This is a genomic window from Pseudomonas chlororaphis (assembly GCA_001023535.1).
In the GTDB taxonomy this organism is placed as follows: domain Bacteria; phylum Pseudomonadota; class Gammaproteobacteria; order Pseudomonadales; family Pseudomonadaceae; genus Aquipseudomonas; species Aquipseudomonas chlororaphis_E.
In genome coordinates this window covers 3,117,813-3,131,400 of sequence record CP011020.1, presented here as the reverse complement: position 1 = coordinate 3,131,400, position 13,588 = coordinate 3,117,813, and the positions used below count along the sequence as shown (strand labels likewise).

Sequence of the window (13,588 nt, the reverse complement as noted above, 5' to 3'; positions counted from 1 at the left end):
TAGGGCTGCTGCGCAGCCCAGCGGGGATAAATCCCCTCGCCACAGAGACCTGCTCTTGCCACGGGGCACAGGTGCATTCACTCCTCGTCGCTATCGTCCGCCTTCCAGTAGCCCACGGCCTTGACGTAATCCGGGTCCAGGCCTTTTTCCTCCAGCAACACTTTGCGAATGCGCCGCGACACTTTGCTTTCGGTGGCGACCCAGGCATACAGCTTGCCGGCAGGGACTTCCAGTTGCCTGACCGTGGTCACCAGATTGTCCTGGCGGCCTTCGCGCAGCACCCAGATCACATGGACCTGCGCCGGGCTTTGCAGCACTTGCTGCTCGGCGCCGTTTTCCACTTCCACCACCACCAGGGCGCGGCGGTTCGGCGCCAGGCCTTCGAGGCGGCGGGCGATGGCGGGCAGGGCGGTTTCATCGCCAACCAACAGGTAACTGTCGAACACGTCCGGCACGATCATCGAGCCCCGCGGCCCGCCGATGTCGAGGTATTGCCCCGGCTTGGCCTGGGCCGCCCAGGTGGCTGCCGGACCGTCGCCGTGCAGGACGAAGTCGAGGTCAAGCTCCAGGGTGTCCAGGTCGTAGCGGCGCGGGGTGTAGTCGCGCATGGGCGGCATTGCCGCCTGCCCTTTGCCGGCGCTGGGGTCGAAGTGCTCCAGGGCGGCGTGCTGCGCGGCGTCCTGCGGGAAAAACAATTTCACGTGATCGTCCGTGCCCAGGCTGACGAAGCCTGCCAGTTCCGGCCCGCCGACGGTGATGCGGCGCATGCGCGGGGTCAGCTCCACCACCCGCAGCACTTGCAGGCGACGACGCTTGATCTCGTGGTTGACGCGGTGAATGGTGGTTGGATCGACTTCAGTCATGGCTTGACTCCGAAACAGGTGGACGGTCGGGGCCGTCGATGATGGCTTTGGCAGTCTCGTTGAGCAGGTCGCGGATGCGCAGGATTTCTTCTGGATTCCAGCGCGCCTGGTGCATCTGCAGCGCGCGACGCAAGTTGACCACCGCTTCGTGGATTTCCGCCGGCCGCCCTTGCTCGCGCAGGACACGCTTGCTGGCCTCGATGCGTACCCGCACACCGTCCAGCGCCTCGGCCTGGTCTCGAAGGAATAGACGTCCGGCGTCGGTGGCGCTGTAACATTTTTTTCCGCCCTCGGCGTCGCGCAGGACCATCTTACCCATTTCCAGCTGTGTCAGCGTCGGGTAGATCACGCCGGGGCTGGGGGTGTAGGCGCCGTCGAACATGGACTCGATCTGGCGAATCAACTCGTAGCCGTGGCAAGGCTTTTCGGCGATCAACGCCAGCAACAGCAATTTCAACTCGCCGGCCGCGAACACCCGGGGGCCGCGCCCGCTGCGTTCGCGACCGGGCGGGCGCCGTTCGAAGCCATCGTGATGACCCTGGTCGCGAGTAGAGGGGAAGTAAGGGGCTGTCATCTTTCTGCTCTCTGTTCGGCATCAATAGAACCGAGATATATCTTTGATTTCAGATATATCTTCGCCTATAGATATATCTTGTCTTGGCGATATATCTTAGTTGCGTCCTACACTAAGTGGAATAAGACCTTACCTGAATCCCCCATGGTTGCGGGATGAATCGAAAGTGTCTGCGAGCCTTTTCCCCTTTGGCTCCTGGGGATGTGGGAAGTCTCTTACATTAAAAGTTACGCTTTATCGAAAGTTGCGTATTTTTCGCTCTTTTGTGTGCGCGATTTACTACATGACTGTGCGAACTTTCCTGCTTATTTTTAATTAAAGAGCGACGATCATGCAGCGGCGTTGAGGGGGCATGCCAAGGTGTATTTGGCCTGCCACTTCAACCCTTCTCTCTTTATTGCTATGAACAGGTGTTAACCCATGCTCATGAAAATCGTAACCGCCGCTTCCCTGACTGCTGCGGCCCTGAGTTCTTCGCTGGCTTTCGCTCTGGATGATGCACGTTCGGCCATCCACATCACCGCGAACATCCCGACCCAGCAGTTCCATGTACAACCGCGCGACGGGAACTGGGGTAAGGACGAAACCATGAACTACAACACGGTCAGCGGTACGCTGACGTCGCTGCGCCAGACCTATGACGTGAAGAACACCGAAGGTTCGGTCAATGCCTACATCGAAGGCGGCCCGGCTTCGCTGTACAACGGCAGCGATGCCATCGCCCTGACCACCACCTTCAATGGCATCACCCTGACCGCCCTGTCCCAGGAAGTGGTCGACGACGCCACCTCCACCCCGGGCACCCAGGCTGAGATGACCATCACCGCAGCCAAGCCGCTGGCGACCCAGAACGGCCTGTACACCGCCGACATGACCGTCATCTTCGACGCCGTGCCTCGCCCGTAAGGCCCCCGCTGCCCAGTGATCCCCACCTCATCCCAGGGCAGCAGCAGGTCGACCGGTTCTCCCCGACCGGTCGACCCACCCCGAAACGCCCAGAAAGCTCGCTGATTATGAGAGTCCGTTGATGTTTCCGATGACACCCATCGCGGGTGCGTTCGCGCTGCTGTTGTGCGCCAGCGCATTGGCCGCGCCGACTGCCCCCGGTACCACACCGACCAGCCTGCTGTCCCAGGCCAAGGGCCTTCCGGCGGAATTTGAAGCCCACTTCTTCGACGTGCCCCTGGCGGTTCGTATTGAGCTCAATCAGCAGTACCTCGGTGAAGCCATGGTGGTCTTGACGCGGGACGATCGCATTACCCTGCTGGAATTCACCGACACCCATGACAGCACGGTCAAGGCCGTGGAGCGGGACCAGTGGGAGCAGACGCTCAAGCAAGGCCAACGGCTGGGCGCCTGTGAAAAGAACTGCACCGCCGGGCTCCTGGCCGTGCACTACAGCCTTGAGAACTCGCTGGTGTCGATCCTCACGCGCGATGTCGAACGCGGTACCCACACCCAGCGCTATCACGACCAGCCCCAGGACGGCAGCCTCGGCCTGATCTTCAATAACCAACTCAATCTCAACGGTGGCCAGCAACAGGACACCGGCGGCCGCTATGGCCTCAACGCCAGTTCCAGCGTCGGCAACTGGAGCCAGTCCCTGGACCTCCAGCTCTCGCGCCTGGGCGGGCCGGACGACAAGCTCTACCACGCCGTCCATGAACTGTTCACCCAGCGTGAACTGGAAGGGCATTTCTTTCGCCTGGGCTATTTCACCCCCAGCTCCGATGGCTTGAACCGGCAGATTCGTTCGTTCGGCGCCAACCCGGACACCGCCCTGGGCGTGATGTATGGCAGCTCCGACAGCCTGGTGATCGAAAACCCCAAGCCCAGCGTCTACCCCATTTACGTCACCGCCAGCCGCCAGGCGTCGGTGGAGATCTATCGCAACGGCCTGCTGATCAACAGCCAGGCCGTCAGCGCCGGCTTGCAGAGCCTGGACACTCGCCCGTTGCCCGGCGGGATCTACGAAGTGGAAGTGCGGCTGATCGAGGACGGGCAAACCACCGCCACCAGCCAGGAACTGGTCTACAAGCCGAACAATTGGAACAGCACCGAGGAGCGCTGGCGCTACAACCTGTTCGCCGGCCGCGAGACCCGGCTCTGGAGCAACTGGGAAGACCAGCCCTCGGGGTTCACGACCGCGGGGGTTGGCGTCAACTACCTGCTGCACCCACGGGTGATCGTCGGGGGTTCCACGCGCCAGGTGCAGGACAAGCTGCAGGTCGGCACGTCGATAGATTGGACACTGGCCTCCCACACCAGTCTGTACGCCAACGTTTACCACACCGAGCAGTACGGCAACGGCATGGACGTGCAGGCCCTGTACAGCTATGGCTTGGGCAGCGTCGTCGCCAGCCACAACCGCAGTTGGCTGGACACCCGCAACACCTACGAAACCCTGCCGGACGGCACCCGCATTCGCCAGCGCAACGTGTACGTCGGCCAGACCAGCAATTCCTCGCTGTCGGTCAATCACCGCTTGAGCAGCAAGTCCTCGATCAATGGGCGGCTGGCCTACAGCGAAGGCAATGTCCAGGGCACGGGCCTGGACCTGGGTTGGACCCAGCGCGGCAAGCTGCGTGGCAGCGACGCCAACTGGCGGCTGTCGGTGTTCGACCGCCCTGGCACGTCGAGTACCAATGACCGGCGCAATCGCGGCGTGGACCTGAGCGTCAGCGTCGCCTTGGGCGGGCCGGGCGAATACTGGTCGGGCAGCATCGGCACTCGCACTTCCCGCGAAGGCGACCGGGACAACAATGCATCGCTGACCTATCGCCGGGACCTTGAGGATCATGTGCTGCAAAACGTCTCCGCCACGGCCCTGGCCGACACCTATGGCGTGGGCCTGTCCGGCATCGCCAGCTTCAGCACCGAATCGCTCTACGGCGACGGCTTCCTGCAGCGCTCTTCCTACAACGACAACCTCACCGGTGGCCTGAACCTGAGCAGCACGGTGGCCATCGGCGGCCAGAAAGCCGTCTTCACCGGCCTGCCCCAAGGCCGTGGCGCGGGGATGATCGTCGATGTGGAAACCGACCTGGACGACATCGTCCTGCGTGCCGATGACCTGACCGGTGGCTCCACCACGTTGCACCCGGGCCGCAACTTCGTACCGATCACCGCCTACCGCAACAGCATGGTGACCTTCGACTTCGAGGGCGTGCACCCACCGGCGGCGAGCATCGAGCCGGCACGCACCCGCTATCACCTGAACAAGGGCGGCGTGGATTACCGCAAGGTCAGCGTGATGAAAACCGTGACCGTGCTCGGGCGCCTGCTGGACGAACAGGGCGAGCCGCTCAAGGGCCATCACGTGATCAATCACGCCAGCCGTGGCGTGAGCGAGGCGGACGGGTTCTTCTCCATGGAAATGAATGCCGCCTCGCCGACCCTGGAAGTGCGCTACGGCAACGAGCTGTTCTGCCGCTTCCGCCTCGACCCGGAGAACGCCAGCAACGAAGGCGATGTGCTGATGATCGGCGACCTGCGCTGCACGCCGGACAGCCTGGCCGATAGCTCGCTGGCCGCGGCCCACAACGACCGGCAGCGCTCCTGAATCCTCACGTGGCGCGGGAGAGCAGGGCGCTCCCCGCGCGAGGATTCTTCCCCCAACTTGCAGGGATTCGCTTTGATGGATGAGGTTGTATAGATGAAATGTTTACCGGTGGCTGTGAGCAGCATCGTCTCGATGTTGTTGCTTGCCTGCGTGCCTGCTGCCAATGCCGTAAGCCGGGATATCACTGCGATATTCAGGCCGGATGCTTCGAAGCCTCACGAGAATGTGTTCCTCAATACCACCCCTATTGGTGGTTACTGCCAGCATCAACCGACGGTATGCGAGGCCAAGAAACTATCCAGCATTTTGTTGCCCGTGACTTTCGATTCAACCGGACCCATCCAGGCAAATCACACCGACCCTCGCAAGGGCGCAATGTTGAGTGTTCCCACTCAATGGCGCGAGCTCCAGGTAATCCATTCGGAGACAGGAGAAACCGAGACCGTAGAGTTTCGCTGGGCTGGTATAGGAGCGACCTATCGACTCCCCGTGTCCGCACCCAGTCTGGTTGGTGGGGGGGTATCTAACTGGACAGCTCATGGCCGATTGTGGGGCGGGAAGACCTGGCAAAGCGCGCCTGCGCCCTGCCAAGAGGTTGGTTTTATAGGTTATAGCGATAAAGACTTTCCGTTTATCTGGTGGACGCCGACTGACGGCGTATGTGCCAAAAAGGCTAGTTATGCCGTTCCCAGCCTGAAATATCTCTCGGTGAATTTTGCCTACGAATTGCGTACACCCAACCCGTTGAAAATGTCGTCTGGTCGATACACAGGTTCACTGAATTACACCATCGGACCGGGACAAGATTTTGATGCAGGCGACGTCATGATCCCTACCGACTCGCTGCTGACGCTCAATTTCAAACTCGACGTCGAACACACCCTCAAGGTCGAAGTCCCTCCCGGCGGCAATCGCGTGGAACTGGTGCCCCAGGAAGGTTGGCAATCCTGGCTCAACAGCGGGCGCAAGCCTACGCGGCTGTTCCGTGACCAACGCTTCCATATTTCCGCCTCTTCGCGTTTCAAGATGGCAATCGAATGCCAGTACATCAGCGGCAACACCTGCGCGATGTCCGAAACCGACACCGGTCACGCCGTGCCGGTGGACGTCAGCGTGACCCTGCCCGATGGCTTGATGGACGGCGCCGGGCAACCGGTCAACCGCCGCCGGCTGTTGCGTGACGGCAGTGGCACGGAGTTGTTCGAGCCCAGCTTATACGTCGACCGCAGGCTCGGGATGCTGCATTTCGAAGTGGGCCGCAGCAGCGTCGAAGCGATGCTCGACACGGGCGCCACGCGCTACACCGGGGATGTCACGGTGATCTGGGATTCGGAAGTTTAAAGGGCACGGATTGGCCTGCCTGAGGCGAAAGGACGGTGATTGATGAAAGGTCTACCAGTAGCAGTGCGTAGCATGGTTTCGGTGATGGTGTTGGCCGGCGCATCGGCGGCCCATGGCGTGAGCAAGGAGATCACCGCCGTCTTCAGGCCCGATCCCTCGAAGCCCAACGAGAACACCTTTCGCAACACCACGCCGGTTTCCGGTTACTGCGCTTCTAACCCGGCGGATTGTGAAAGGGAGAACGTATCCAGCCTGCAGTGGAACATCAACTCGTATTCCAACGCGCCCATTCAGGCCAATCATGCGGACCTGCGGCAAGGGGCGACATTCCATGTGCCTGCCAATTGGCGTCTGGCGCAGGTCACCCATACCGGCACGGGCGAGACTGAGATCGTCCAGGTGCGCATCGCCGGCATCGGCTCGATGTACTTCCTGCCGGTCAGTGTGATCGATCTGGTCGGAGGCGGCGTGGACATGGGGACCGCCCATGCGATGTTGTGGGGTTCGACCTGGAAGTACGCCCCTGCACCTTGTCGATCCAGCAGTGAATCGGGTTTGAACGACCGCGCCTACTTTTTCTTCTGGAAAACCCCGGTCGAAGGCAACTGTGCCAAAAGAGCCCGTTACCTGATTCCGGGCATGGAATACACCTCCATGAACTTCGCCTACGAACTGCGCACCCCCAACCCGCTGAAGATGTCGTCTGGCCAATATACCGGCTCCTTGGTCTACAGCATCGGCCCGGGGCAGGACTTCGACTTCGGTGACCTGATGATCCCCAACGAATCGGTGATCACCCTCAATTTCAAGCTCGATGTCGAGCACACCCTCAAGGTGGAGGTGCCCCCGGGTGGCAACCGGGTGGAACTGGTGCCCCAGGAAGGCTGGCAAGCGTGGCTGAACAGCGGGAGCAAACCGACGCGGCTGTTTCGCGACCAGCGCTTCCATATCTCGGCTTCGTCACGTTTCAAGATGAGGCTCGAATGCCAGTACGTCAGCGGCAACACCTGCGCGATCTCGGAAACCGGCAGCGGCCATACCGTGCCGGTGGATGTGCGCGTGAGCCTGCCCGAAGGTCTGGCAGACGTTGGCGGCCAACCGGTCGACCGGCGTCCGTTGTTACGCGATGGCAGCGGGACCGAACTCTTCCAGCCAAGTGTTTACGTTGATCGTCGGTCCGGGATGCTGCATTTCGAAGTGGCCCGGGGCAGCGTCGAAGAGATGCTGGACACCGGCGCCAAGGCTTACTCCGGCAGTGTCACGGTGATCTGGGATTCGGAAGTCTGAGTGGTCTGCCGGCCAAATTTTTTGTGAGTTGCGTTTAATGCATGAGGTCAAGCAAGTGATGAAACAACTATGGGCATGGGTGGGTATTTCTCTGTTTTGCGGCGTGGCCCAGGCCGGGCCGCAGATCGGTGTCGGGGTGGTCTACGACTACCTGGACGGCAACAAGACCACCTACATGAAGCGGGTGTTCAACGGCGGGACGTCGACGGCCTTCGTCAAGGTGAACATCCTGGAGATCATCTACAACGAGGACGGCACCTACAGCGAGGTGCCGCTGCAGAACCAGGCCAGTGCCCAGGCCAGGGATGGCCTGATGGCCAGCCCGGCGCGCCTGATCGTGCCGGCCAACGGTGTGCAGGGCACGCGGTTGTTGTTCATGGGCAACCGCGACAAGGAGCGTTACTTCCGCGTGCGTTTCGTGCCGGTGGTGCCGGAAGCGGAAGACGAATTCGCCGTCAGCGCCGAGGAACGCGAAGCCTATAAGAAAGAGCGCGTGGCCGCCGGGGTCAAGGTGTTGGCTGGGTACGGCACGGTGTTTTTCGTGCGGCCCAAGGACACCCGTTTCGACACCGTGATCGATCACAGCGCCACCCGCTACCAGTTGCGCAACAACGGCAACAGCGTGGTGGTGATCGACGAGTTCAAGGACTGCGAAGCGAAGAAAGAAAACGAATGCCGCCCGACCACCAAGCATCACGTCATGAAGGGCCGCACGTTCGCGTTCGACAAGGAGGCGGGGCGTGAGTACCGCTTCACCCTGATCGAAGGCAGCAAGACCCAGAACGTCGAGATCAAGGGCTGACGGCTGTCGCCGAACCGTCGTTGACGCAAGAGGTAAATCAAAATGATCAAGACACGGCTACGTCCCCTCGCATTGACCGCCCTGGTCATGCCCTGGTCTTTGGCCTGGGGGGCTGTCGAGCGGGAGACGTTCGAACTCTACGTGACCATCCCGACGGCCGACTTCTATGTGTTGCCACTCGACCCGCAGCTGGTCCAGCGAGAACAACGGCTGCCGTTCAGCACCATCACCTCGGACCTGAGCCCGTTGCGGGCCATTTATGAGGTGAAGAACAGCAACGGCTCCATTGGCGCGCGCCTCGGCGAGGAGGCCTACCTGTCCAATGGCCGCGACCGCATCGATTTGCGGGTGCGCTTCAACGGCGTCGAACTGACCCTGGATTCGACCCAGGTGGTCTCGGCCACCGAGGCCCGTCCGGGCCGCCAGGTTCCCCTGGAAATCGCCGCCATCAAGCCCGATGACGACTACAAGCCTGGCGACTACTACGGCACGGTGCACATGGTGTTCGACGCCACGGCGCCATAGCACTGGATAAAGATCATCGAAACAACACAAAACCCTGTGATGCAGATCATTTGAAGCAGCACCGATCGCCTGTGGCAAGGGAGCTTGCTCCCGCTCGGCTGCACAGCAGACGCAACGTATCCGAAGAACGCGGTGTTTCAGGAGAAGAGCGAGGGCGGCTGCGCCCCCCAGCGGGAGCAAGCTCCCTCGCCACGAATGCGAGGGCATCACGAAAAAGGGCACTCGACACCGCCCCGTTGCCACGGTTGGCAGTGATGGCATGGATGCTTCTTTAAAAACAACGATGAAAAAAGGTAGCAAGCATGTTGAAGAAATGTATATCCGTCATGGCCCTGGGCGCCGCGACCATGAGTCCGTCGCTGGCACTCGGGGCCGATGATGCGCGTTCAGCCATTCATATCAAGACGAACATTCCCACCCAGCAATTCCATGTCCAGCCACGGGACCCGGAGTTCGGCAAGCACGAGGTCATGCATTACAACCCCTTGAACGACGACCTGGGCATCTTGCGCCAGATCTTCGATGTGAAGAACACCGAGGGTTCGATCCACGCCTACATCGAGGGCGGCGCGGCGTTCCTGTCCAACGGCAATACCAGGATCCCGTTGAGGGTCCGGTTCAACGAAGTCCGTCTGGACGGCTTGCCGCGGGAAGTGGTGGACGATGCGTCCTCCACGCCCGGCACCCAGGTCGAGATGACCATCTCTGCCGATGCGATGCCGGCCCAGCGCAGGCCGGGCTTCTACACCGGCGACTTCACGGTGATCTACGACGCCGTGCCGCGGATCTCCGCTTGACCCACCCAGTTTCTCTACGGCTAAAAGGTATTTGCCATGTTCGATAAAAAGGTCTTTGCAATGGCTCTGGGCCTTGTTGCCTCGAGCGTTTCGCCGCTGCACGCGGCCGATGATGCCCGTTCGCCGATTCACATCACGGCAAACATTCCCACCCAGCAGTTCCATGTGCAGCCCCGGGATCCTGAGTTCGGCAAGGATGAGGTCATGCATTACGACCCGGTGACGAGTCAGTTCAGTACGATACGCCAGACCTTTGATGTGAAGAACACCGACGGGTCGGTGCATGCGTACCTGCCGGCTGGCCAGCCTGCGTTGACCAACGGCAGCAGCGATATTCCGCTGCTGGTGCGGTTCAACAACGTCACCCTGACCGCTTCGCCCCAGGAGGTGGTGGACGACCCCACGTCGACGCCAGGTACCCAGGCCGACATGGTCATCAGGGCTTCGGCCTTGCCTCTGCCCGGACAGACAGGTGTGTTCAATGCCGATTTCACGGTCATCTTCGACGCCGTGCCGCGGGTGAACCCGTAATCCGCGCGCCCGTCACTGGCGCGCCACCAACGGCTTGCACTGGGTATGACTGCCCGGCTGCAAGTAGGGCGAGAGGAATGGGGCCATGCCCTTGAGCACCTGTACCGGCAAGGCCGAGGTGAACCTGAAGTTCTGCGCCGACGCCCCCGGGACATAGGCGGTGAGGGTGCCGAAATGGCTGTCGCCGATGTAGAAGACGAAGGTGGCCGTGCGATTGATCGACTTGGAGCTGAGGATGCGCCCACCGGCGCCGATGGCTTCGATGCGGTTGTCGCCGGTGCCGGTCTTGCCGCCCATGGCCAGTGGCGTGCCGTCGTCCAGCTTGAAACTGCCGGCCACCCGTTTCGCGGTGCCGGCATCCACCACCTGGGACAATGCCCCGCGCAGGGCCCGGGCCACGTCCACTGGCATCACCCGCTTGCCGTTGTCTGGGTCGCTGACCAGCCGGGTTTCGTACGGCGTGCCCACCGCGAAATCCAGGCTGTCGACCCGCAGCGCCGGTTGGCGGATGCCGTCGTTGAGGATGGTGCCCACCAGTTCGGCCAAGGCCGCCGGGCGGTCGCCGGAGCTGCCGATGGCAGTCGCCAGTGACGGCACCAGGTGGTCGAACGGATAGCCGACTTTCTGCCAGCGCTGGTGGATATCCAGGAAGGCTTCGATCTCGAGCATGGTGCGAATGCGACTGTCGCGAGCGCTCTTGTGCCGGCTCTTGAACAACCAGCTGTAGACCTCCTGGCGCTCGAATTCGCTGGCCTTGACGATCTGGCTGAACTTGGCGTCGGGGTTGTTCAACAGGTACCCCATCAACCACAAATCCAGAGGGTGGACCTTGGCGATGAAGCCCTGGTCCGGCAGGTCATAGGCGCCGGGGCCATAGCTCTGGTAGAGCCGCTCCAGGCGCTCGTCGGTGAGTTTCTCGCTGCTCTTGACCGACTTGAGGTGCGAGCGCACGAACAGGTTGAAACTCTCCTGGCTGTCACCGGGAAAGAAATAGCGGTGCACGGCGGCCAGGCGGATCGCCGTGGGGTGCATGCTGTCGAGGAAGGTTTCCAGGCGTTCACCGGTGTCTTTCTTCTGGTACTTCTTCCAGAACCTGAGCAGGAACGAGGTGCCTTCGCGATCGGCGAACTGGGCCAGGTATTCCTGACGGCGCGGGTCGCTGTCGTCCTTGAGCAACTCGGCGCTGTTGCTGGGGCCGGCGTAGGTGGCATAGCGCACCAGGTCGCGCATCAGGCGGATGAACGGCAGGTTGATCGATTCGCGCAGGGCGTCGCGCAGGGTGGGGTTGCGGCCGTTGTCCTCGTTGCGAAAGTTATGGAAGGTGTGCAGCCCGCCACCGGTGAAGAACGCCTCGCCGGGGCTGGCCGAATAGGTACGGTCCAGGGCCGCTTCGAGCATTTTCGGCAGGCTGCGGTCGCTGTTCTGGCTCAGGTAGTCGACGGCCCAGCGGGACAGGCGGTCCTGCTCGGCGATGTCGGTTTTTCTCAGCTCCGCCGGGGTCTTCTGGGCGTAGCGATCGTGCAGCTCGGCGATGATCTGCAGGTAGGTGGTGAGCACCCGCAATTTGGCGGTGGAACCCAGCTCCAGCTTGCTGCCTTCATTGATGTCGAAGGGCTGGTCGGTGCTATCGGTCTGCACCCGCACCCGCGAGCCGTCCGGGGTCAATTCCAGCAGGGTGAAGCTGTAGCGCACCTGGGTGGTGCTGGTGGGGGTCAGCAGGCGCTCGCCCATGAGGCCGATCTCGGCCGCGAACGCCGGGTCGGCCAGGCGCTTGAGGTACTGGGTGGCCTGGGCCTGCAAGTCGCTTTGCAAAGTGCTGGTGGCCGACAGGTCCAGGCGATCGAGGTCATAGAGCGGGCGGTCGAGCAGCGTGGCGAGGCGACTGCGGGCGGCGCTGATGCCTTTGTTGGTCTCGTTGGGCTGGATCGTCGGTTGTTGCACCCAGTCGCGATAGCTGACCTTGCTCGCCAGGGCGGCAGCGGACAGGTCTGCGTCGATCACGCCGTTCTGGGCCAGCAGGCGGATGTGGCTGTCGGTCAGGCGCGCCAGTTCGTCGTGACCCTTGGTCAGGTAATGGGAAGGGCGGCGCTGGGCGATCATCAACGACAGCATTTCCCGCAGCGCCAGGCCTTTTTCGGCCAGGGTCTGTGGGTCGGTGGCGGTGCTGAACAGACGTTCGTTGGCCCGGTTGAAATCGGCGCCGTACCAGACCCGCAAACCTTCGGCCATGCCATGCACTTCACCGTGCCCCGGGACGGCCGAGAGCGGCACGCTGTTGAGGTAGTCACGGATCACCCGCTGCCGCGCCTCGAGGGTTTGCGGGCCGCCCTGGTAGGCGCGCACGCTGGCGGAGATCATCTGGCGGATCTTCTCCGCGCCCGACACGGTCAAGCCTTCAGGGGAGTGGCGGTATTTTTCCAACTGCGTCGCCAGCGTGCTGCCCCCGGCGGACTGCCCCGGCAAGCTCAGCAGCTTGGCCACCTGCGACCACGCCGCCATGGCGAAGCGCGGCCAGTCCACCGCCGGGTTCGCCAAGGGCTGCTGCGGGTCGAGCAGGAAGCGGTTCTCGATGAACAGCAGGCTTTGCACCACCACCGGCGGAATCGCGTCGAAACTGCCGTACAACTGCTGCGGGTACTTGAACTGGTACACCGGCGCGGCGCGGCAATCGGTGATGGTCAGCCCGGCCTGGATCTTCTCCGTATAGGGCACGAACAGGCCTTTTTCGACGTAGTCCATCAGGGCCGGTGAAAAGCGCGCCTGGGCCTGGATCACGTAGTCGCGCTTGAGCAACCGCGGCAGGAACTCGCCCAACGAGCTGTAGCCCAGGCGTCGGTCGAACGGGCCCGCGCCGGGGTAGACGATGGCATCGCTGGGGCCAGGTTGAACTGAATAGGAAAGGGAGTCGGCGTACTTGCTGATTTCCCGGGCCTGAAACCGCGAGGTGCGCATTTCCTTGGCCACCGCCAACCCGACCACCACCACGATGATCAGCAACAACAACCAGAACGCCCGCCAGCCATGCCGTACACGGGGCTTTTTTTGGGGTGAGGGCGCGTCTTCCATACGTTCAGTCGGGACCACAGGTTTGTTCGAATCGGTATGCCATAAAGCGCCCATAGTCGACTGATCCAATTAAGCAGATTGATCGGACTTGCTTGAAGCTTAGACGGTGGTTGGCGTGGGGGGAGGGGAAATTGCCGGGTATGCATCGCCAAAGGGCCAATCGTGTGTTTTGAGCGACGAGCTTTTGTGGCGAGGGAGCTTGCTCCCGCTGGGTGGCGAAGCCGCCCTCGCTTTGTTTGC

The 13,588-nt window shown here is 62.0% G+C and carries 11 protein-coding genes; 8 read left to right on the top strand and 3 right to left on the bottom strand.

The window, feature by feature from the left end:
- Window positions 1–77: 77 nt before the first annotated feature.
- The gene (locus VM99_13880) at window positions 78–863 is read right to left on the bottom strand and encodes an FAD-binding protein (protein ID AKJ99105.1); all 786 of its coding nucleotides are present in this window, start codon (window positions 861–863) and stop codon (window positions 78–80) included.
- Window positions 856–1,437, bottom strand: coding sequence for a PadR family transcriptional regulator (locus VM99_13875; protein ID AKJ99104.1), 582 nt, complete (start codon window positions 1,435–1,437; stop codon window positions 856–858). Before VM99_13875 ends, VM99_13880 begins: the two co-directional genes overlap by 8 nt.
- A 420-nt stretch (window positions 1,438–1,857) precedes the next feature.
- Between VM99_13875 and VM99_13870 the strand changes: the two genes are divergently transcribed.
- From VM99_13870 to VM99_13835, 8 genes are all read left to right on the top strand, one after another.
- Window positions 1,858–2,343 carry an adhesin major subunit pilin gene (locus tag VM99_13870; GenBank protein ID AKJ99103.1) on the top strand — a complete coding sequence of 162 codons (486 nt, stop codon included), beginning with the start codon at window positions 1,858–1,860 and terminating at the stop codon, window positions 2,341–2,343.
- 121 nt (window positions 2,344–2,464) lie between these two features.
- Window positions 2,465–4,999 carry a pilus assembly protein PapC gene (locus VM99_13865; GenBank protein AKJ99102.1) on the top strand — a complete coding sequence of 845 codons (2,535 nt, stop codon included), beginning with the start codon at window positions 2,465–2,467 and terminating at the stop codon, window positions 4,997–4,999.
- Window positions 5,000–5,092: 93 nt separating this feature from the next.
- Window positions 5,093–6,340, top strand: coding sequence for a hypothetical protein (locus tag VM99_13860; GenBank protein ID AKJ99101.1), 1,248 nt, complete (start codon window positions 5,093–5,095; stop codon window positions 6,338–6,340).
- A 42-nt stretch (window positions 6,341–6,382) separates the two neighbouring features.
- A complete protein-coding gene (locus tag VM99_13855) occupies window positions 6,383–7,627 on the top strand; it encodes a hypothetical protein (protein AKJ99100.1) in 1,245 nt (414 codons plus the stop codon).
- Window positions 7,628–7,685: 58 nt separating this feature from the next.
- Window positions 7,686–8,429 carry a pilus assembly protein gene (locus VM99_13850; protein AKK01753.1) on the top strand — a complete coding sequence of 248 codons (744 nt, stop codon included), beginning with the start codon at window positions 7,686–7,688 and terminating at the stop codon, window positions 8,427–8,429.
- Between the two features lie 42 nt (window positions 8,430–8,471).
- A complete protein-coding gene (locus tag VM99_13845; GenBank protein ID AKJ99099.1) occupies window positions 8,472–8,954 on the top strand; it encodes an adhesin major subunit pilin in 483 nt (160 codons plus the stop codon).
- 302 nt (window positions 8,955–9,256) lie between these two features.
- Window positions 9,257–9,751 carry an adhesin major subunit pilin gene (locus VM99_13840; GenBank protein AKJ99098.1) on the top strand — a complete coding sequence of 165 codons (495 nt, stop codon included), beginning with the start codon at window positions 9,257–9,259 and terminating at the stop codon, window positions 9,749–9,751.
- Window positions 9,752–9,787: 36 nt separating this feature from the next.
- The gene (locus VM99_13835; protein ID AKJ99097.1) at window positions 9,788–10,282 is read left to right on the top strand and encodes an adhesin major subunit pilin; all 495 of its coding nucleotides are present in this window, start codon (window positions 9,788–9,790) and stop codon (window positions 10,280–10,282) included.
- Window positions 10,283–10,294: 12 nt separating this feature from the next.
- Here the strand turns inward: VM99_13835 and VM99_13830 are convergent, their stop codons facing one another.
- Window positions 10,295–13,402 carry a glycosyl transferase family 51 gene (locus VM99_13830; GenBank protein AKJ99096.1) on the bottom strand — a complete coding sequence of 1,036 codons (3,108 nt, stop codon included), beginning with the start codon at window positions 13,400–13,402 and terminating at the stop codon, window positions 10,295–10,297.
- Between the last annotated feature and the right edge of the window lie 186 nt (window positions 13,403–13,588).

Excerpts from the sequence above, each read along its gene's own strand:
- VM99_13850 (AKK01753.1), top strand. The coding sequence starts at position 7,686 with ATGAAACAACTATGGGCATGGGTGGGTATTTCTCTGTTTTGCGGCGTG.
- VM99_13870 (AKJ99103.1), top strand. The coding sequence starts at position 1,858 with ATGCTCATGAAAATCGTAACCGCCGCTTCCCTGACTGCTGCGGCCCTG.
- VM99_13840 (AKJ99098.1), top strand. The coding sequence starts at position 9,257 with ATGTTGAAGAAATGTATATCCGTCATGGCCCTGGGCGCCGCGACCATG.
- VM99_13860 (AKJ99101.1), top strand. The coding sequence starts at position 5,093 with ATGAAATGTTTACCGGTGGCTGTGAGCAGCATCGTCTCGATGTTGTTG.
- VM99_13835 (AKJ99097.1), top strand. The coding sequence starts at position 9,788 with ATGTTCGATAAAAAGGTCTTTGCAATGGCTCTGGGCCTTGTTGCCTCG.
- VM99_13845 (AKJ99099.1), top strand. The coding sequence starts at position 8,472 with ATGATCAAGACACGGCTACGTCCCCTCGCATTGACCGCCCTGGTCATG.
- VM99_13855 (AKJ99100.1), top strand. The coding sequence starts at position 6,383 with ATGAAAGGTCTACCAGTAGCAGTGCGTAGCATGGTTTCGGTGATGGTG.
- VM99_13875 (AKJ99104.1), bottom strand. The coding sequence starts at position 1,437 with ATGACAGCCCCTTACTTCCCCTCTACTCGCGACCAGGGTCATCACGAT.
- VM99_13865 (AKJ99102.1), top strand. The coding sequence starts at position 2,465 with ATGTTTCCGATGACACCCATCGCGGGTGCGTTCGCGCTGCTGTTGTGC.
- VM99_13880 (AKJ99105.1), bottom strand. The coding sequence starts at position 863 with ATGACTGAAGTCGATCCAACCACCATTCACCGCGTCAACCACGAGATC.
- VM99_13830 (AKJ99096.1), bottom strand. The coding sequence starts at position 13,402 with ATGGGCGCTTTATGGCATACCGATTCGAACAAACCTGTGGTCCCGACT.